At 71.6% G+C, this 17,657-nt stretch carries 17 protein-coding genes; 10 read left to right on the top strand and 7 right to left on the bottom strand.

Going from position 1 to position 17,657, the window contains the following annotated elements; genetic code table 11:
• Window positions 1-18: 18 nt before the first annotated feature.
• Both wrbA and QC818_RS01345 read right to left on the bottom strand, forming a co-directional pair.
• Entirely contained in the window at window positions 19-615 is a 597-nt protein-coding gene (gene wrbA, locus QC818_RS01350; RefSeq protein ID WP_309651029.1) for an NAD(P)H:quinone oxidoreductase, read from the bottom strand.
• A gap of 80 nt (window positions 616-695) precedes the next feature.
• Window positions 696-1,565, bottom strand: coding sequence for a class I SAM-dependent methyltransferase (locus QC818_RS01345; RefSeq protein WP_309651028.1), 870 nt, complete (start codon window positions 1,563-1,565; stop codon window positions 696-698).
• A gap of 90 nt (window positions 1,566-1,655) precedes the next feature.
• On the opposite strand from QC818_RS01345, the gene QC818_RS01340 reads away from it, so the two are divergent.
• The 9 genes from QC818_RS01340 to QC818_RS01300 all read left to right on the top strand — a co-directional run bounded on the left by QC818_RS01340 (window position 1,656) and on the right by QC818_RS01300 (window position 10,169).
• Window positions 1,656-2,201, top strand: a complete 546-nt coding sequence (locus tag QC818_RS01340) for a lipocalin family protein (RefSeq protein WP_445351946.1) — start codon at window positions 1,656-1,658, stop codon at window positions 2,199-2,201.
• Between the two features lie 177 nt (window positions 2,202-2,378).
• A complete protein-coding gene (locus QC818_RS01335) occupies window positions 2,379-3,374 on the top strand; it encodes a succinylglutamate desuccinylase (protein WP_309651027.1) in 996 nt (331 codons plus the stop codon).
• 243 nt (window positions 3,375-3,617) lie between these two features.
• Complete coding sequence (locus QC818_RS01330; protein ID WP_309651026.1) at window positions 3,618-4,388, top strand: ABC transporter ATP-binding protein; 771 nt, start codon at window positions 3,618-3,620, stop codon at window positions 4,386-4,388.
• A gap of 25 nt (window positions 4,389-4,413) precedes the next feature.
• On the top strand, window positions 4,414-5,118 hold the full coding sequence (locus tag QC818_RS01325; RefSeq protein ID WP_309651025.1) for an ABC transporter permease: 705 nt from the start codon (window positions 4,414-4,416) through the stop codon (window positions 5,116-5,118).
• On the top strand, window positions 5,118-5,849 hold the full coding sequence (locus QC818_RS01320) for an ABC transporter permease (RefSeq protein WP_309651188.1): 732 nt from the start codon (window positions 5,118-5,120) through the stop codon (window positions 5,847-5,849). The genes QC818_RS01325 and QC818_RS01320 overlap by 1 nt, the downstream gene beginning before the upstream one ends.
• Before the next feature lie 124 nt (window positions 5,850-5,973).
• Window positions 5,974-6,741 (top strand): transporter substrate-binding domain-containing protein, encoded by a 768-nt coding sequence (locus QC818_RS01315; RefSeq protein ID WP_309651024.1) that lies wholly within the window; start codon window positions 5,974-5,976, stop codon window positions 6,739-6,741.
• Window positions 6,742-7,034: 293 nt separating this feature from the next.
• Entirely contained in the window at window positions 7,035-7,814 is a 780-nt protein-coding gene (locus QC818_RS01310; RefSeq protein ID WP_309651023.1) for a transporter substrate-binding domain-containing protein, read from the top strand.
• Window positions 7,815-8,133: 319 nt separating this feature from the next.
• On the top strand, window positions 8,134-9,291 hold the full coding sequence (iadA, locus tag QC818_RS01305; protein ID WP_309651022.1) for a beta-aspartyl-peptidase: 1,158 nt from the start codon (window positions 8,134-8,136) through the stop codon (window positions 9,289-9,291).
• 101 nt (window positions 9,292-9,392) lie between these two features.
• Window positions 9,393-10,169 carry a transporter substrate-binding domain-containing protein gene (locus tag QC818_RS01300; protein WP_309651021.1) on the top strand — a complete coding sequence of 259 codons (777 nt, stop codon included), beginning with the start codon at window positions 9,393-9,395 and terminating at the stop codon, window positions 10,167-10,169.
• A 9-nt stretch (window positions 10,170-10,178) separates the two neighbouring features.
• On the opposite strand, the gene cadR is transcribed toward QC818_RS01300, so the two are convergent.
• Entirely contained in the window at window positions 10,179-10,637 is a 459-nt protein-coding gene (cadR, locus tag QC818_RS01295) for a Cd(II)/Pb(II)-responsive transcriptional regulator (protein WP_309651020.1), read from the bottom strand.
• 81 nt (window positions 10,638-10,718) lie between these two features.
• Between cadR and QC818_RS01290 the strand changes: the two genes are divergently transcribed.
• On the top strand, window positions 10,719-12,893 hold the full coding sequence (locus QC818_RS01290) for a heavy metal translocating P-type ATPase (RefSeq protein ID WP_309651019.1): 2,175 nt from the start codon (window positions 10,719-10,721) through the stop codon (window positions 12,891-12,893).
• Between the two features lie 4 nt (window positions 12,894-12,897).
• Here QC818_RS01290 and QC818_RS01285 read toward each other — a convergent pair whose 3' ends face one another.
• The 4 genes from QC818_RS01285 to QC818_RS01270 form a co-directional block, all read right to left on the bottom strand.
• Window positions 12,898-14,082, bottom strand: coding sequence for a cation:proton antiporter (locus tag QC818_RS01285; RefSeq protein WP_309651018.1), 1,185 nt, complete (start codon window positions 14,080-14,082; stop codon window positions 12,898-12,900).
• A gap of 118 nt (window positions 14,083-14,200) precedes the next feature.
• Window positions 14,201-14,926, bottom strand: coding sequence for a glutamine amidotransferase-related protein (locus QC818_RS01280; protein ID WP_309651017.1), 726 nt, complete (start codon window positions 14,924-14,926; stop codon window positions 14,201-14,203).
• A 20-nt stretch (window positions 14,927-14,946) separates the two neighbouring features.
• Window positions 14,947-16,131 (bottom strand): iron-containing alcohol dehydrogenase, encoded by a 1,185-nt coding sequence (locus QC818_RS01275; RefSeq protein ID WP_309651016.1) that lies wholly within the window; start codon window positions 16,129-16,131, stop codon window positions 14,947-14,949.
• A 105-nt stretch (window positions 16,132-16,236) separates the two neighbouring features.
• Complete coding sequence (locus QC818_RS01270; RefSeq protein WP_309651015.1) at window positions 16,237-17,619, bottom strand: aldehyde dehydrogenase family protein; 1,383 nt, start codon at window positions 17,617-17,619, stop codon at window positions 16,237-16,239.
• Between the last annotated feature and the right edge of the window lie 38 nt (window positions 17,620-17,657).

Below are 17,657 nucleotides of genomic sequence, written 5' to 3'. Positions count from 1 at the left end.
CAAAGGGGCCAGGTCCGGCTAGCCGGCCAGCTTCGCCGCCACACCGGCCACGTGCTCGCCCTGGAAGCGCGCCAGGTCGAGCTCGGTGTCGCTGGGCCGGCGCGAACCGTCGCCGCCGGCGATGGTCGCCGCGCCATAGGGCGAGCCGCCCTTGACCTCGGAGATGTCGAACTGCGCCTCGAGGCCGTAGCCGATCGGCACGATCACCATGCCGTGGTGGGCCAGGGTGGTCCAGGCGGTGAGGATGGTGGACTCGTTGCCGCCGCCGGTGCCGGTGGAGGTGAAGACGCTGGCCACCTTGCCGCGCAGCGCGCCCTTGGCCCAGAGGCCGCCGGTCTGGTCGAGGAAGGTGCGCATCTGGCCGGACATGTTGCCGAAGCGGGTCGGGGTGCCGAGGATCACCGCGTCGTAGTCGGCCAGCGCCTGGGGGCTCGTCTCGGGGGTGTCGAAGGCCTGGCCGCCGGCCTTGGCGAAGGCCTCGGCGTCCATGGTCTCGGGGACCCGCCTGACATCGACCGCCACGCCCGGCACCCGGGCGGCGCCCTCGGCCACGGCGCCGGCGAGGGTGTGAATGTGGCCGTACATGGAATGGTAGAGCACCAGCACCTTGGTCATGAGCCTGCCTCCCGTCGATGAACGATGACGTCACGCCCGTTCAGTCTAGCCCGGCTCGGTGCGCGTGCCGCCGGCGGGGCTCAGCGGCGAACCCAGGCGCCCTCGAGGATCCGCACGCGGTCGTCCGCCAGGTTGTCGCCCAGGTTGCGCCCCATGACGGCGAAGTCGTCGCCGAAGATCAACGCCGGGCCGGGCAGCGGCGCCGCCGCGTTCGCGGTCTCCCGCGGGGCGGCCGCCCGCCGGCCCTGCTTGCGCCGCCAGGCCAGGGCGGCCTCGGTGACATCCGTCAGGCTCGAGACGGCGAAGCCCGCCGCATCAAGCAGCGCCTCCAGGGCCCGGCCGCTCACCAGGTGGCTGGTGGCCGCGCTGCGCGCCCAGGGCACCGGCAGGGCCAGCGGCGCCGGGTTGTCGCCGGCCACCACCTCGTGCAGCAGCAAGCGGCCGCCGGGCACCAGCAGGCGGTGCCACTCGGCGAGCGCCCGGGTCGGCTCGGGCATGTTCATCAGCGCGTGCTGGCACCAGATCACCTCGACGCTGGCCGACGGCAGGGGCAGCCGGGCGGCGTCGGCGCACAGGAAGCGGGTGCGATCCGCGAGCCCGGTGGCTCGGCTCAGCCACTCGGCCACGTCGACGAAGGCCGGGGTGATGTCGACGCCCAGCGCCTCGGCGCCGAACTCGTCGGCCAGCAGCCGACTGGCGCCGCCGGTGCCGCAGCCGACGTCCAGGACCCGCTGCCCGGCGGCGATCGCCCCCCGGCGCGCCAGGGCCCGGCTGGCCGCGCGCCCGCCCTGATGCAGCTGATCGATGCCGGCGGTGGCATCCGGATCGAGGCACTCCGGGTCGCGGCCGGCCGCCCGGAAGGCGTCCCGCAGCCGGCGCAGCAGGGGCTCGCCCCGGGCCCGGGCGAGGGCATCGTAGTGGGCGTCGAGCCGGCGGGCATGGTCGGTCATGGGGCCTCCTGGCGGGGGAAAGGCCACAGGCTAGCGCCTTCGCCGCCGGGTCCCTATCCTGCCATGGTCGCCCTCGACAAGGAGTTACCGGTGTTGCGCCCCCTGCGTCCCCTGATCCCGACCCTGCTGCTGCCGGCCCTGGCCGCCTGCACCGGCCTGCCCGACGGCACCCGGGCGGTCACCGGCTTCGAGCTCGACCGCTACCTGGGCCGCTGGTACGAGATCGCCCGCCTCGACCATGCCTTCGAGGAGGGGCTGGACTGCGTCACCGCCGACTACGCCCGCCGCGAGGACGGCGGGGTGCGCGTCATCAACCGCGGCGTCGACCTGGCGGCCGGCGAGGTCGATGTCGCCGAGGGCAAGGCCTATCCCGTCGGCGCCCCCGGCGAGGGCCGACTCAAGGTCAGCTTCTTCGGCCCCTTCTATGCCGGCTACAACGTCCTGGCGCTGGCCGACGACTACGCCTGGGCGCTGGTCGCCGGCCCCGACCGGGACTACCTGTGGCTGCTGTCCCGCACCCCCGAGCTCCCGGCCGCGACCTACCGCGACCTGGTCGAGCGCGCCGCGGCGCTGGACTTCCCGGTGGAGACGCTGATCGAGGTGGCACAGGGCGAGGCCTGCGCGCCATGGCGCTGAGCCGGCCCGCGGCGCCGCCGAGTTACAGCTTCGCACCCGCCGCTTTCATCCTGCCGACAGCCCCCCTTGAGCCCCGCCCGGGCAGGGCCGAAGGTAGGCCGCAGCCCGAGAAAAGCGACAAGACAAGGAGCGACATGATCCCTGCATTCCGTCACCACCGCCGCGAGGGGCCGAGGCATGCTGGCTGAGTGGCTCGATGCCAGCCTCGAGGGGCGCGCCCCCGAGCGAGGCGAGGGCCACCTGCCCGGGGGGCGCTTCCGGATCGCCGGCCCCGGCCTGCTCGAGCTGACGCCGACCTCGCCGTCCGCCGATGCCCCGGCACTGGTGCTGTCCGCCGGCGTGCACGGCAACGAGACCGCGCCCATCGAGCTGCTCGGCGAATGCCTGGCCCGGCTCGAGTCCGGCGGCCTGACCCTGGGCAGCCCGGTGCTGGTGATCCTCGGCAACCTGACGGCCATCCGCGCCGGCACCCGCTTCGTCGAGACCAACCTCAACCGGCTGTTCCGGCGCGGCCTGGACGCCGAGGGCGAGGAAGCCGACCGCGCCCGGGCGCTGATGGGCGCCGTGGATGCCTTCTTCGCGCGTCACCCGGGCCGGCGCCGGCTGCACTACGACCTGCACACGGCGATCCGCGACAGCCAGTACCCGCGCTTCGCCGTCGAGCCTCACGCCGAGGCCGTGACCCCGGCCGACCAGTGGTCCTGGCTGGCCGGCGCCGATATCCAGGCCGTGCTGCACCAGGAAGGCCACAGCTGGACCTTCTCCCACTATTCGAAGCACTACCACGGCGCGGCGGCCTTCACCCTGGAGCTGGGACGCGTCCGTCCGTTCGGCGAGAACGACCTGGCGCCGCTGGCGCCCATGGCCCGGTTGCTCGAGGCGCTGCTCGAGGATCGCCCGCCGGCCGCCCGGCCGCCCGAGGCCATGGCCTTCTTCCGGGTCGCGCACGAGCTGTTCCGCCGGGCCGAGGCCTTTCGGCTGTGCTTCGCCGACGACACCCCGAACTTCACCGAATTCGCGCCCGGCACCCGCCTGGCCGAGGACGCCGAGGCCGGCCCCTTCACCGTGGGCGACACCCCGCTGCGCGTGGTCTTCCCCAATGCCCGGGTGGAGATCGGCGCCCGCGCCGCCCTGCTGGTGACCGCGGCCCCGCCGCCGGCCGGCGCGCCCTGAGCGGGCGCCAGGCCCGCCATCCGATGCCCACAACAACAACACGGAAGCCACTCATGACAACGTCACCGCATCACCTCGACCAAGGTCGCATGAGCGAACCGGCGCCCCGGCCTGCCGACGCCCCGCAGGGCTGGTAGAATCGCCCCCTTTTTCGCGTCCGGTCTCACGGGTCCTGTCCGAAGCGCCGCCATCGGCCGGCTTCCGACAGGGCCCCGGTGATCCCCCTGAACTGGAGCCCTTTCCATGGCCGACACCCCGATCCCGCTGGAAGTGCGCAACATCAAGAAGCGCTTCGGCGACACCGAAGTCCTCAAGGGCCTGTCCCTGCAGGCCCACAAGGGTGACGTCATCACCCTGATCGGAGCCTCCGGCTCCGGCAAGAGCACCTTCCTGCGCTGCATGAACCTGCTCGAGCAGCCCAACGAGGGCGAGCTGATCGTCCACGGCGAGTCGATCCGCTTCAAGGAGACCAAGCACGGCCGCGAGCCGGCGGACTGGAAGCAGGTCGTCGGCATGCGCGCCAAGCTGTCCATGGTCTTCCAGAGCTTCAACCTCTGGGCGCACATGACCCTGCTCGAGAACGTCATCGAGGCGCCGGTCCACGTGCTCGGCAAGTCCAAGCAGGAGGCCACCGCCCATGCCCGCGAGCTGCTGGAGCGGGTCGGCCTGGCCGATCGCGCCGACTACTATCCGGCCCAGATGTCCGGCGGCCAGCAGCAGCGCGGCGCCATCGCCCGGGCACTGGCCATGGACCCGGAGGTGATGCTGTTCGACGAGCCCACCTCGGCGCTGGACCCGGAGCTGGTCGGCGACGTGCTCAAGGTGATGCGCGACCTGGCTGAGGAAGGCCGCACCATGATCGTGGTGACCCACGAGATGGCCTTCGCCCGGGACGTCTCCTCCCAGGTCATCTACCTGCATCAGGGCCAGGTGGAAGAGGCCGGCCCGCCCGAGGAGGTGCTGGGCAACCCGCGCTCCGAGCGCCTCAAGCAGTTCCTGGCCCCCAAGCACTGAGGCGTCCCGCACGAGGAGATCACCCATGATCGATCTGCACGGCTACGGCCCGCGCCTGCTGGAAGGCGCCCTGATCACCATCGAGCTGGCGGTGCTGTCGCTGATACTCGCCATCGTGCTGGGCCTGCTCACGGCCAGCGCCAAGATGTCGCGCAGCTGGCTGCTGCACCGCATCGGCACCCTCTACACCACCATCATCCGCGGCGTGCCGGACCTGGTGCTGATGATGCTGCTGTTCTTCGGCGGCCAGATCGGCATCAACATGGTCACCGACTGGCTCTACTACCAGTTCGACGTGGATATCTTCATCAACGTCAACGAGTTCGTCGCCGGGGTAATCACCATCGGCCTGATCTTCGGCGCCTACATGGGCGAGACCTTCCGCGGCGCCTTCATGGCGGTGGACAACGGCCAGATCGAGGCCGGCCGCGCCTACGGCATGAGCCACTGGCTGGTGTTCCGGCGCGTCCGCTTCCCGCAGATGATGCGCCATGCCCTGCCGGGGCTGTCCAACAACTGGATGGTGCTGCTCAAGACCACCGCCCTGGTCTCGGTGATCGGCCTGTCGGACATGGTCCGGGTGGCCGCCGAGGCCTCCAAGGCCACCCGCGAACCCTTCACCTTCATGATCATCGTCGCGATCATCTACCTGCTGATCGCCAGCGTCTCCGAGTGGGGCTTCGCCCGCCTGCAGAAGCGCTATGACATCGGCTTTGGGGAGACGAAATGATGGACGCCCTGATGACCTGGCTCGAGGCCCGGCTGGCCGACAACAGCATCTTCACCCTGCAGACCCTCTCCTACTATGGCGAGGGGCTGACCACCACCGTCCAGCTGGTGTTCCTGTCGCTGATCATCGGCCTGGTGCTGGCGGTGCCGCTGGCCATCGGCCGCGGCTCGAAGCACGCCTGGCTGCGCCTGCCGATCTTCTTCTACTGCTACGTGTTCCGCGGTACCCCGCTGCTGGTGCAGCTCTACCTGATCTACTACGGGGTGGTGTTCGTCGACGGCATCCAGGAGACCTGGCTGTGGGTGATCCTCGAGAAGCCCTTCGTGCCGGCGCTGATCGCCTTCACCCTGAACACCGCGGCCTACACCACCGAGATCTTCCGCGGCGCGATCAAGTCCACGCCCCGCGGCGAGATCGAGGCGGCCCGGGCCTACGGCATGTCCTGGGGCCTGATGATGCGGCGCATCGTGCTGCCCAGCGCCTTCCGCCGCGCCCTGCCGGCCTACGGCAACGAGGTGATCTTCATGCTCCACGCCAGCGCCATCGCCAGCGTGGTGACCATCATGGACCTCACCGGGGCGGCGCGCTTCGTCTATGCCCGCTTCTACGCGCCCTTCGACGCCTTCCTGTTCGTGGCGGCGATCTACCTGTGCCTGACCTTCGCCATCCTCTACCTGTTCCGCTACCTGGAGAAACGCCTGCTCGCCCACCTCAAGCCCGCCAGCGGCTGAGGCGAGCGTAAAACAAGCGTTGGGAACCGTCGTTCGATCCCGACCTTTCGACCCGTTCCGGCTTCGGCTATCGTGGACGGGTCATCACCCACAAGGTGACCACCAACAACAAGGGGAAGCACCCATGAAGTTCCAGAAGATCCTGAGCCTCGGCGTGCTGGGCGCCGCCATGATCGCCGGCAGCGCCAATGCCGAGGTCCGCGATATCCGCATCGGCGTCGACGTGCCCTACGAGCCGATGGAATTCCGCACGCCGGACGGCGAGCTGACCGGCTTCGACATCGAGCTGGGCGACGCCCTGTGCGCCGAGATCGGCATCCAGTGCGAGTGGGTGGTCCAGGGCTGGGACGGCATCATCCCCGGCCTGCAGGCGCGCAAGTACGACGCCATCATGTCGTCCATGACCATCAACGATCAGCGTCGCGAGCAGGTGCTGTTCTCCGATCCCTACTTCACCCCGCCGTCCGCCTGGTTCGCCCCGATGGACGCCGAGATCGGCACGCCCAGCGACGAGAGCCTGGACGGCACCACCATCGGCGTGCAGCGCGGCACCCTGCAGGACAACTACGTCACCGACATGTACGGCGACGTGGCGGACGTGAGCCGCTACGCCACCGCCGACGACATGGTCCTCGACATGGACGCCGGGCGCCTGGACATCGTCTTCCTCGATTTCCCGGTGGGCAAGTCCACCCTGCTCGACAGCCAGGCCGGCGAGTACAAGGTGGTGGGCGAGATGATCACCGAGCCGAAGGAGTACTTCGGCGACGGCTTCGGCATCGCCTTCCGCCAGCGCGACGAGGAACTGGCCGCCGCCTTCAACGAGGCGCTCGCCGCCCTCAAGGACAACGGCACCTACGACGAGATCTACGCCGAGTACTTCGGCGAGTGATCGCCGCCGCCCCGGGCTCGCCCGGGGCGGCCTGCCCCCGCAGGTCCCCCATGCATCGACCGCCGACCGACCTGACCGTCGTCCCCGTCCCCCGCCGGAGCGCCGCGCCGCGCTTCTACCTCAGCGAGTGGTTCGACGAGTAAGCCTTCCCGATGGCCGCCTTGGCCATCACGGCACGCCCGTGCCCGACTCCCAGGCGCCCTGCGCCGACCGCGGCGATCCCGCCGCCCTCGCCACCGCGGCGAGCCCCTGAATCCAGCACCTCATCCATGCCCTCACGGGAGGAGATCCCCATGCGTCACGCCAAGCTGCTGCTGGCCGCCACCCTCGGCGCCAGCCTGTTCGCCACGTCCGTCCAGGCCGAGGACCCCATTCGCCTGGCCGTGGACGTGCCCTACGAGCCCTTCGAGTACAAGCTGCCCGACGGCACCCTGACCGGCTTCGAGGTCGAGCTGGGCAACGCCGTCTGCGCGTACCTGGAGCGCGAATGCACCTGGGTCGAGCAGCCCTGGGACGGCATGATCCCGGCCCTGCAGGCACGCAAGTTCGATGCCATCATGTCCTCGATGGCCATCACCGAGGAGCGCGCCCGGCAGGTGCTGTTCTCCGAGCCCTACTACACCACGCCGAGCGCCTGGATCACCGCCAAGGGCGAGGACATCGACATCTCGGATCGCGAGAGCCTCGAGGGCCTGAGCGTGGGCGTCCAGCGCGCCACCCTGCAGGACAACTACGTCACCGACCTCTACGGCGATGTCCTGGACGTGCGCCGCTACGGCAGCGCCGACGACGTCATCGCCGACATGCGCACCGGGCGCCTGGACCTGACCTTCATGGACTACCCGATCGCCGAGGCGATGATCGATATCGACACCCCGGAGAGCGAGTTTCAGCGCATCAGCGACTTCATCAAGGAACCGGAGAAGTACTTCGGCCAGGGCGTCGGCGTGGCCTTCCGCCAGCGCGACCGCGAGCTCGCCGAGCAGTTCAACGAGGCCCTCCAGGCGCTGAAGACCAACGGCACCTACGACGAGATCATGGCCAGGTACTTCAGCTACGACGTCAAGCTGTAAGCGCCGAGCCCCAAGGCAACCACAGTCGGGCATGACGAGGTGCGCCGGAGACAGGTCGAAGAGGGGGGCCTACGCCAGGGGTGAGGAGCACGGCTCCGAACGGGCTGGCCAGGGATGGCCAGCACCGGTCCTGCAAGCGTAGCGGGACGCGAGAGCGCCGCAGGGCGTCGGTAGCGCCCATGGAGGGGGTCACAGCGCCCCCTCGTCGGTCCGGCGCCCCGGGACCTGTAGACGGATGAGCACCGAGAGACACCTGCTGTTGTGCCCACTTGCCACGACGCCGGCGCAAGCCGGCGTCTTCATTTCGAGAGGAGCGACGATGCTGACCCTGCTCAAGAACGCCCGCCTGCACGCCCCCGAGCCGCGGGGCCTGTGCCACCTGCTGATCAGCGACGGCCGCATCGCCGCCATCGCCGCGGCGGACGACGCCGGCGAGCCGCCTGCCCGGGGCCCGGCGGTCGCGGTCGTGGACCTCGAGGGCCGCCGTGTCATCCCCGGCCTGGTCGATCCCCTGGTGCACTTCATCGGCGGCGGCGGCGAAGGCGGCTTCGGCACCCGCACCCCCGAGCTCGGCCTGGACGAGGCTTTGGCCTCCGGGGTCACCACCCTGGTCGGCGCCCTGGGCACCGACGCCCTGACCCGCACTCCCGCCAACCTGCTGGGCAAGGCCCGGGAGCTGGCCGCCGGCGGGCTGACCACCTACTGCTACACCGGCTCCTACCAGCTGCCGCCGGTGACCCTGACCGGCTCGGTGGCCGGCGACATCACCTTCCTTCCCGAATGCATCGGCCTGGGCGAGGTGGCCATCAGCGACCACCGGGGCTCCCAGCCGAGCCGCGAGGAACTCACCCGGCTGGCCGCCGAGGCCCGCACCGCCGGCATGCTCGCCGGCAAGGCCGGCATCGTCTTCATCCACACCGGCGACGCCACCGGCGGCCTCGAGCCGCTGCGCGAGGTGGCACGGCACAGCGCCATCCCGCTGGCGCAGTTCCTGCCCACCCACGTCAACCGCACCGCCGCGCTGTTCGAGGACGGGCTGCGCTTCGGCCGCGAAGGCGGACGCATCGACTTCACCACCAGCACCACCCCCGAGCTGCTGGCCGACGGCGAGGTGCCCGCCGCCCGCGCCGTGGCCCGAGCCCTGGAGGCCCGGGTCGAGCCCTCGCGGATCACCCTGTCCTCGGACGCCAACGCCTCGCTGCCGCGCTTCGACGCCGAGGGCCGCTTCGCCGGCCTCCAGCCCGGCCGCCTGAGCAGCCTGTTCGAGACCCTGGGCGAATGCGTCGAGGATCACGGCGTGGCGCTCGACAAGGCCATCGGCACGGCCAGCACCCATGCCGCCGATGCCCTGGGCCTGCCCCGCAAGGGCCGGCTGTGCGTCGGCGCCGACGCCGACCTGCTGGTGCTGGCCGACGGCGCCTGGGCCATCGACGAGGTCTGGGCGCTGGGGCGGCGGGTGCATCGCCGTCGACACTAGTCATCACAACTGAAAACAAGCCGGCATCGCGGTATCATCGAAGGGTATAGCTGACAATTTCAGCATTTCTTACTGACCCACCCGATTTCGCGAGACTTCCCATGCGTCAATCCATCCGACTGCTGGCCGCGGTGCTGGGCGCCGGGCTGCTGGCCACCTCCGCCCAGGCCGAGGAGCCCCTGCGCCTGGCCGCCGACGTGCCCTACAAGCCCTTCGAGTACAGCCGTCCCGACGGCAGCCTGGCCGGCTTCGATATCGAGCTGGGCAACGCCATCTGCGACTACCTGGAGCGCGAGTGCGAATGGGTCGTGCAGAGCTGGGACGGGCTGATTCCCGGGCTGCGGGCGCGCAAGTTCGACGCCATCATGTCGGCCATGACCATCTCCGAGGTGCGGCGGCGCCAGGTGCTGTTCTCGGACAGCTATTTCCGGATGCCCAGCGTCTGGGTGGCCCGGGACGGCAGCGACATCGACGTCGCGGATCCGGCCAGCCTGGCGGGCAAGGTCGTCGGGGTCCAGACCGCGACCCTCCAGGACGAGTACGTCACCGACCTCCATGGCGACAGCGTCGAGGTCCGGCGCTACGCCAGCTGGGCCGACGTGGTGACCGACATGCGCGCCGGGCGACTCGACCTGGCCTTCATGGAATACCCCACCGCCCAGTCCTTCGTGCAGATCGATCAGGCCGACAGCGACTTCCAGCGCCTGGGCGAGCTGGTCCGCGAGCCGGATCGCTACTTCGCCCAGGGCGTGGGCGTGGCCTTCCGCCGGCGCGACCGCGACCTGGCCGAGCGCTTCAACGAGGCCCTGGCGGCCCTCAAGGCGGACGGCACCTACGACGCCCTGGTGGCGAAGCACTTCGACGCCCCCGACGCCTGAGCCTCCCCCTCAGACCCGGGGATGCACCCCGGGCACGTGGTCGTCGTCGGCCGCCGAGGGGGTGGCCCCCTCCGCCGGCGGCTGTGCCAGGGCATCCAGGATGCCGCACTCGGCGGCCGTGCGGGGCTCCCGGCAGCGGGCGCGCAGCGCCTCCAGGTCCCGCTTGAGGGACTCGAGCTGAGCGATGCGCGCCGCCACGTGCTCCAGGTGGGCGTCGATCAGGTCGTTGACGTCCCGGCAGGGACTCTCGGGATGGTCGTGAGCCTCCAGCAGGGCGCGGATCTCGTCCAGCGTCATGTCCAGCGCCCGGCAATGGCGGATGAAGGCCAGGCGCTCGACGTGCCGGTCGCCGTAGAGGCGGTAGTTGGCCGCACTGCGGGCGGGGGCCGGCAACAGCCCCTCGCGCTCGTAGTAGCGAATGGTAACCACGCGGCAGCCGGTGCGCCGCGCCAGTTCGCCGATCTGCATGGCAGGCTCCTTCTGGCGGCTTGACCCTATAGTGCCTATAGGTTGTGTCATCGGACACGTCATCCCCGACGGAGTTTCCCGATGGCCGATACCTCCCAGACCTGCAGCGGCGGTTGCGGCGACGCCTCGCCGGCGCGCGAGGCGGTCGCCGCCCCGCCCGGCACCGAGACCTTGCGGCGGCGCATCACCGAGATGGACTGCCCCACCGAGGAGGCTTTGCTGCGCAAGGCCCTGGACCGGGTGCCCGGGGTCGCCGCCCTGGACTTCGACCTGATGGGCCGGGTGCTCAGCGTCCATCACCGCGACGCCGATCCGGCGGCCGTGGACCGCGCCATTCGCGATGCCGGCATGACGCCCCGGCCGCTGGACGCCGACGCGCCTCGGGAGGCGCCCGCGCCCCGTCCCTGGGGCCGGCTGGCGGTGGCCGCCCTGCTGGCGCTGGGGGCCGAGCTGGTCGGCTGGACCGCCACGCCCGCCGCCGGCGTCATGGCGCCGCTGCTGGCGCTGGCCGCCATCGCCCTGGTGGGCCTGCCCACCTGGCGCAAGGGCTGGGTGGCGTTGCGCCATCGCAGCCTCAACATCAACGCCCTGATGAGCGTGGCGGTGACCGGCGCGCTGCTGATCGGCCACTGGGCCGAGGCGGCCATGGTCATGGTGCTGTTCACCCTGGCCGAGCACCTCGAGGCCCGCTCCCTGGAACGGGCCCGGGGCGCCATCCGCGCGCTGCTCGACAAGGCCCCGGCGCAGGCGCGTCGCCAGGGCCCGGACGGCGGCTGGGTCCGCGTGCCCGCCGGCGAGGTGGCGGTGGGCGAGACGGTGCGCGTGCTGCCCGGCGAGCGCCTGCCGCTGGACGGCGAGGTCGTCCGCGGCACCCCGACCCTGGACGAGTCGCCGATCACCGGCGAGAGCCGGCCCCGGGACAAGGCCCCCGGCGAGGCCGTCTTCGCCGGCACCGTCAACCGCCACGGCGACTTCGACCTGCGCGTCACCCGACCCGCGGACGATTCCACCCTGGCGCGCATCATCCAGGCGGTGGAGGCCGCCCAGGCCGCTCGCGCCCCCACCCAGCGCTTCATCGACCGCTTCTCGGCGGTCTACACGCCGGCGGTGCTGGGCCTGGCCCTGCTCACCGCCCTGGCCTGGCCGCTGCTGTTCCCCGGCGCCTGGCTGGACGGCGTCTACCGGGCGCTGGTGCTGCTGGTGATCGCCTGCCCCTGCGCGCTGGTGATCTCGACGCCGGTGAGCATCGTCAGCGGCCTCTCGGCCGCCGCCCGGGCCGGCATCCTGATCAAGGGCGGCCGCTTCCTGGAGCAGGGCCACCGGCTGACCTGGCTGGCCCTGGACAAGACCGGCACCCTGACCCGGGGCGAGCCGCGCCTGGCCGACTGGCAGCCACTCGGCGTCGCCGGGAGCGAGCCGGCGCGGATCGCCGCCGGCCTGGCGGCGCGCTCCACCCATCCGGTGTCCCGCGCCCTGCACGCGGCCCTGGGCGAGGACGGCGCGGCCGCCGAGGTGAGCGAGCTGCGCGAGCGGCCCGGCCTGGGCGTGGAGGGCGAGGTCGACGGCCGGCGCTGGTGGCTGGGCAACCGCCGCCTGATGGCGGCCCGGGGGCTCGTCGACCCGACGCTGGAGCCGCGCCTGGACGCGCTGGCCGAGCGCGGCGACAGCGTGGTCCTGCTCGGCGACGCCGAGGCGCCCCGGGCGCTGTTCGTGGTCCGCGACATGCTCAGGCCCGGCGCCCGCGAGGCGGTGACGGCGCTGCACGAGCTCGGCGTGCGGACCTGCATGCTGTCCGGAGACAGCCAGCGCAGCGTGGCCGCCATCGCCGCCGAGGCGGGCATCGACGAGGCCCGCGGGGAACTGCTGCCGGAAGACAAGCTGGCCGCCATCGAGCGCCTCGGCGGGCGCGGCGTGATCGGCATGGTCGGCGACGGCATCAACGACGCCCCGGCCCTGGCCCGCGCGGACATCGGCTTCGCCATGGGCGCGGCGGGCAGCGATGCGGCCATCGAGACCGCCGACGTGGCCCTGATGGACGACGACCCCGGCAAGCTGCCGACCTTCCTGCGCCTGTCCCGGGCCACCCGCCGGGTGCTGATCCAGAACATCGTCCTGGCCCTGGGCCTCAAGGCGGTGTTCCTGGCGCTGGCCTTCGCCGGCCAGGCGACCCTGTGGATGGCGGTGTTCGCCGACATGGGGGCAAGCCTGCTGGTGGTGGCCAACGGCCTGCGGCTGCTGGGCGCCCGGCGGCCCTGAGCGCTCAGCGCAGCACGCGGCGCACCAGCATGGGCCCGATGGTCTCGAACACCAGGGTCGAGGTCACCACCGCCGAGAGCAGCGCCGTCCCGTGGGCCGGGAAGTGTTCCGCGGCGAGCAGCGCCATGCCCATGGCGACCCCGGCCTGGGGCGTCAGCGCCAGGCCGATGTCCCGGGGCAGCTCCGCCTGGCGCACCCTGGCCAGGCGCACCCCCAGCAGGCCGCCCAGCAGGCGCCCCGCCAGCCGCAGCAGCACATAGGCCAGGATCAGGCCCAGCGACTCGTCGAGGTGCAGCAGGTCGACGCTGGCCCCGGAGAGCACGAAGAAGAACACCAGGAAGGGCCACTCGATGTGCTCGATCTCGTTGAACGAGCGGGTATGGTGGCGCGACAGGTTGGCCACCAGGGCGCCGGTGACCATCGCCGCCAGCAGCGACGAGACGCCCAGCCAGGACGATAGCCCGGCGAGCAGCAGGATCAGGGCGATGGCCTCGACCCGGGTGGGCTCCCCGGGGGCCAGGCGGCCGGTCAGCCAGGCCGCAGGCAGGCCGACGAGCGCCCCCAGCGCCAGGGCGCCGCCCAGTTCCCAGGCGGCCTCGAGCAGCGCCAGCTGGCCATCGCCGGACAGCGCCCACCCCAGCGCCGCCATGGCCAGGCCGAACACCAGGATGCCCCAGCCGTCGTCGATGGCCACGATGCCCAGCAGCACCCGCGCCCGCAGCCGGGTGTCGCCGCCGGCATGGATCGTCTCCTGGACCGCCGCCGGATCGGTGGCCACGGAGATGGCCGCCAGGGACACGGCGACCGCCAGCGGAAAGCCCAGCGCCAGCAGGCCGGCGCCCACCGCCAGCGCGCCCACGACGATCACCGACAGCGAGACGATCAGGATCAGGGGCCCGGTGGTGCGCAAGCGCTCGGCGGTCAGCTCGCCGCCCAGCAGGAAGGCCACCATGACCAGGGCCACCTGGATCAGCGGCTCGCCGAGGCCGTCCAGCGGGCGCGCGTCGGGCTGGGCGAGCCACCACTGCTGGACCACCGCCACGCCCAGGCCCACCAGCACCAGCAGCGAGATCCGCGGCAGCCGGGTGCGGCTGGCCACGGCGTCGGCGAGGATGCTGAGCGAGAGGATCGCGCCCAGCAGGATCAGGCTGGCTGACGCCGGCCCCGGCTCGGTCATCGACGGCACCACGCGTCGGCTCCTCCTTGATCGGCCGGCTCGCGACCCCGCGAACTGCCCTCGGCCATGGCCCTATGGTGAGCCGGCCCTGCGCCCTCGACAAGCCCTTCGCCGCCGGGGCTCGCCCGGATCAAGAACGGGCGCGTGCGTCCAGGGCCCGGCGCATGAAGGCGAGGATCCAGCGCACCATCAGCGCATCGTCCACCGGCGCATGCAGCGAGGCCAGGCCCTCGCGGACCCGCTGGGCGCCGACCTGGTCGCGGCGCAGCGCCATCAGGTCCGCCGAGTAGGGCTTGGCGAATTCCGGATGGCCCTGGACGCCGAGGAAGGTCTCGCCCACCTGCATCAGGTAGACGGGGCAGAAGTCGCTGCCGGCGAGCACCCGACTGCCCTCCGGGGGCGACACCACCTGATCCTGGTGGCTGACCACCAGGTCCAGGCCCTCCTGCCAGGGCGTCATCCACTCGGCCCGGCCGGTCACCCGGTTGAAGGACATGCCCACGCCCCAGCCCCGCTCGCTCTTGACGACCTCGCCGCCCAGGGCCTTGGCGATCAGCTGGTGGCCGAAGCAGATGCCCACCAGCGGCCGGCCGGCGGCCCACACCCGGCGGACGAAGGTCTCCAGGTCGGCCACCCAGGCCAGGCCGTCGTTGACGCCGAACTTGGAGCCGGTGGTCAGCCAGGCATCCACCGCCTCGGGATCGTCGGGGATCTCCCCGTCCAGGCAGCGCCAGACCCGGAACTCGAGGGTCGCGTCCACCGAGGTGAACAAGCGCTCGAACATCGCCGGGTAGTTGCCGTGGCGCTCGCGCAGCTCCGGCGCCACGTCGTCGCATTGCAGCAGTCCGATCCGCATCGGCGGTCTCCCTGTGCAGGTTAGAGGCGCCCCTCGACGGCCTGAACGAAGATGTCCCGGTACTGGCCGGCGGTGAAGGCGATGGGATTGGAGCCGGAGGAAGGATCGGCGACGGCCATCTCCCCCACCCGATCGGCCCGGGCGGTATCGATGTCCAGGGCGGCCAGGGTGTGCGGGATGCCCAGGCGCTCGCGCAGGTCGAGCACCCAGTCGATGACCGAGGCGGTGCCCGGCTGGCGCAGGTCCAGGTAACGCCCCAGGCGCACCATGGGCTCGCCGATGGCCCGCTCGTTGGCACGCAGCACATAGGGCATCAGCACGGCGTTGAGGGTGCCGTGATGGGCATCGTAGAGCGCGCCCAGGGGGTGGGCCAGGGCATGCATGCCGCCGAGCCCCCGCTGGAAGGCGGTGGCGCCCATCATGGAAGCGACCAGCATATTCATGCGCGCTTCCAGATTACGGCCATCGGTATAGGCTTGAGGCAGGAAGTCGCGGATCCGGCGCATGCCCTCCACGGCGATGCCCTCGGCCATGGGGTGGTAGTTGGGCGAGCACCAGGCCTCCATGCAGTGGGACAGCGCGTCCATGCCGGTGGCCGCGGTGATCGCCGGCGGCAGGCCGGTGGTCAGCTCGGGGTCGAGGATCACCGTGGCCGGCACCATGGCCGGATGGAAGATGATGCGCTTGACCTGGGCGCCCTCGTCGGTGATCACCGAGGCCCGGCCCACCTCCGAGCCGGTGCCGGCGGTGGTGGGCACCGCCACAACCGGGGCCACGGCGTCGCCGTCGGCCTGCGTCCAGTTGTCGCCGACGTCCTCCAGGGCCCACAGCGAGAGGTCGTCGCGCTGGCGGGCCATCAGCGCCACCGCCTTGGCGGCGTCCAGGCCGGAGCCCCCGCCGAAGGCGATCACGCCGTCGTGGCCGCCCTCGCGGAAGGCCGCTACCCCGGCGGCGACGTTGGCGCCGGTGGGGTTGCCCTTGATGTCGCTGAACACACCGATGTGCAGCCCGTCCTCGGCGCCGGCATCCACCAGGTCGCGGACCATGGGCAGGCCGGCCAGGCCCGGGTCGGTGATCAGCAGCGGCGCGCGCATGCCCAGCGCCCGGCAGGCCGCCGGCAGCTCCCGGGCCCGCCCCGCGCCGGTGAGGATCTGGGCCGGATAGTTCCAGCCCGTGGTGAATCGGCTCATATCGTCTTGGCTCATGATGACCTCGTACCAGAGATGGAAGACGGAAGATCGCCGCTGCGCGGCTGGAAGACGGAAGAAGCACGAGGTTCTTCCCTCTTCCTTCTGTGCTCTTCCTTCCGTTCAGTGCTTGAGATGAAAGGACTTGGGCCGGGTCAGGGTCTCGTAGCCCAGCCGGGACAGCGAGCAGCCCCGGCCGGACTGCTTGACGCCGGTCCAGGCCAGTTCCGGGTCCAGGTAGTCGCAGCGGTTGGTGAACACCGTGCCCGCCTCCAGGCGACGGGCCAGCGCCTCGCCGGCGGCGATGTCCCGGGTGAACACCGCGGCGGTCAGGCCGAAGTCGCTGTCGTTCATCAGCCGGACGGCCTCCTCATCGTCCTCGACCGGCATGATGCCCACCACCGGCCCGAAGCTCTCCTCGCGCATGACCCGCATGGAGTGATCCACCCCGGTCAGCACCTGGGGCGCCAGGTAGGCGCTGCCCGGCCGCGACAGCGGGTAGTCGCCGGGATCGATCCAGGCCCGGGCCCCGGCGGTCACGGCCTCCTCCACCTGGCCGCGCACGAAATCCGCGGCGGCCGGCTTGACCACCGGGCCCAGGGTCGTCGCCGGATCGGTGGGATTGCCGAGGCGGAGCTCACGGACCCAGGCCACCGCCCGCTCGACGAAGGCGTCGTAGAGGTCGCGGTGCACGTAGATGCGCTCGATGCCGCAGCAGCTCTGCCCCGAGTTGAAGAAGGCCCCGTCCATGACCCCGGGCACGGCCTCGTCCAGGTCGGCGTCGGCGCGCACATAGGCCGGATCCTTGCCGCCCAGCTCGAGCCCGGTGGCGATGAAGCGCCCGGCGGCGTTGCGCTCGACCATCTCGCCGCCGCCCACCGAGCCGGTGAAGGAGACGTGATCGATGCGCGCGTCGCGGATCAGCGCCTCGGTGGCCGCATGGGAGAGGTGCAGGTGCTGGAAGACGCCATCCGGCAGGCCGGCGGCGTCGAAGGCCTCCTGCAGGCGCTCGGCGCACAGCGGGGTCTGCGCCGAGTGCTTGAGGATCACGGCGTTGCCGGCCATCAGCGCCGGCACGATGGCGTTCACCGCGGTCATGAAGGGGAAGTTCCATGGTGCCACGATGAAGGAAACGCCCAGCGGCTCCCGGGTGATGTAGCGGGTGAAGCCCGGCTTGTCGGGCAGCTCGACCGGGGCCAGGGCGGCTTCGGCCAGGCCGATCATTCCCCGGGCGCGCTCCTCGAAGCCGCCGATCTCGCCGCCGCCGGCGGCGATGGGCCGGCCCATCTGCCAGGTCAGCTCCTCGGCCAGGGCATCGCGCCGGGCCACGATGGCGTCGACCATCGCCGAGCAGTAGCGGGCCCGCTGGCCGATCGGGGTCTCGCGCCAGGCCTCCTGGGCCGTCACCGCCCGCGCCAGGGCCGCCTCCACCCGGGCCGGATCGGCCAGCTCGCGCTCGACGTAGATCGAGCCATCCACCGGGGATATCGTCTGTTGTACTGCCATGGTGTCTTGATCCTCTCGTTATCGGCGACGCGTCGCCA

Origin of the sequence: Halomonas koreensis, assembly GCF_031451675.1 — a bacterium.
GTDB classification, from domain to species: Bacteria; Pseudomonadota; Gammaproteobacteria; order Pseudomonadales; family Halomonadaceae; genus Halomonas; species Halomonas koreensis.
Note: the sequence above shows the minus strand (reverse complement) of the source record. Positions and strands in the feature narration are given on the sequence as shown.

Bases quoted from the DNA above. Each gene is read 5' to 3' on its own strand.
- QC818_RS01270 (WP_309651015.1), bottom strand. From the start codon at position 17,619: ATGGCAGTACAACAGACGATATCCCCGGTGGATGGCTCGATCTACGTC.
- QC818_RS01320 (WP_309651188.1), top strand. From the start codon at position 5,118: ATGGACGCCCTGATGACCTGGCTCGAGGCCCGGCTGGCCGACAACAGC.
- QC818_RS01275 (WP_309651016.1), bottom strand. From the start codon at position 16,131: ATGAGCCAAGACGATATGAGCCGATTCACCACGGGCTGGAACTATCCG.
- cadR (WP_309651020.1), bottom strand. From the start codon at position 10,637: ATGCAGATCGGCGAACTGGCGCGGCGCACCGGCTGCCGCGTGGTTACC.
- QC818_RS01300 (WP_309651021.1), top strand. From the start codon at position 9,393: ATGCGTCAATCCATCCGACTGCTGGCCGCGGTGCTGGGCGCCGGGCTG.
- QC818_RS01315 (WP_309651024.1), top strand. From the start codon at position 5,974: ATGAAGTTCCAGAAGATCCTGAGCCTCGGCGTGCTGGGCGCCGCCATG.
- QC818_RS01310 (WP_309651023.1), top strand. From the start codon at position 7,035: ATGCGTCACGCCAAGCTGCTGCTGGCCGCCACCCTCGGCGCCAGCCTG.
- QC818_RS01345 (WP_309651028.1), bottom strand. From the start codon at position 1,565: ATGACCGACCATGCCCGCCGGCTCGACGCCCACTACGATGCCCTCGCC.
- QC818_RS01290 (WP_309651019.1), top strand. From the start codon at position 10,719: ATGGCCGATACCTCCCAGACCTGCAGCGGCGGTTGCGGCGACGCCTCG.
- wrbA (WP_309651029.1), bottom strand. From the start codon at position 615: ATGACCAAGGTGCTGGTGCTCTACCATTCCATGTACGGCCACATTCAC.
- QC818_RS01335 (WP_309651027.1), top strand. From the start codon at position 2,379: ATGCTGGCTGAGTGGCTCGATGCCAGCCTCGAGGGGCGCGCCCCCGAG.
- QC818_RS01280 (WP_309651017.1), bottom strand. From the start codon at position 14,926: ATGCGGATCGGACTGCTGCAATGCGACGACGTGGCGCCGGAGCTGCGC.
- iadA (WP_309651022.1), top strand. From the start codon at position 8,134: ATGCTGACCCTGCTCAAGAACGCCCGCCTGCACGCCCCCGAGCCGCGG.
- QC818_RS01330 (WP_309651026.1), top strand. From the start codon at position 3,618: ATGGCCGACACCCCGATCCCGCTGGAAGTGCGCAACATCAAGAAGCGC.
- QC818_RS01325 (WP_309651025.1), top strand. From the start codon at position 4,414: ATGATCGATCTGCACGGCTACGGCCCGCGCCTGCTGGAAGGCGCCCTG.